Origin of the sequence: Aeromonas sp. HMWF014, assembly GCF_963878295.1 — a bacterium.
Lineage (GTDB): Bacteria > Pseudomonadota > Gammaproteobacteria > Enterobacterales > Aeromonadaceae > Aeromonas > Aeromonas popoffii.
This window is the reverse complement of the sequence record NZ_CAWNYS010000174.1, coordinates 1-348: the sequence shown is the minus strand read 5'-3', so window position 1 is coordinate 348 and position 348 is coordinate 1. Positions and strand designations below refer to the sequence as shown.

The window sequence follows — 348 nt, the reverse complement described above, 5'->3', positions numbered from 1 at the left end:
CCACCGCCATGAACGAGATGAGCGCGACCATCTCGGATGTGGCGGGCCACGCGGAAAATACTGCCCGCGATACCCAGGATGCCACCAGCGAGGCCGGGCTCGGCAACCGGGACGTGCATGCCAGCGTGCATGGTATTCAGGCACTGGCCACCGAGGTGGAGCAGGCCACACTGCAGGTCAATCAGCTCAAGGAGGGGGTGATGCAGATAAGCGAGGTGACCACCGTCATCAGCGCCATCTCGGAACAGACCAACCTGCTGGCGCTCAATGCCGCCATCGAGGCAGCCCGCGCCGGAGAACAGGGACGCGGCTTCGCCGTGGTGGCCGACGAGGTGCGCCACCTGGCGA

General features: G+C 65.8%; 1 protein-coding gene. It reads left to right on the top strand.

All coding sequences use genetic code 11. The features are described 5' to 3' along the window. Nucleotides 1–348, top strand: a 348-nt coding sequence (locus AAC083_RS06825; RefSeq protein WP_258224622.1) for a methyl-accepting chemotaxis protein, incomplete at both ends; no start/stop codon positions are given.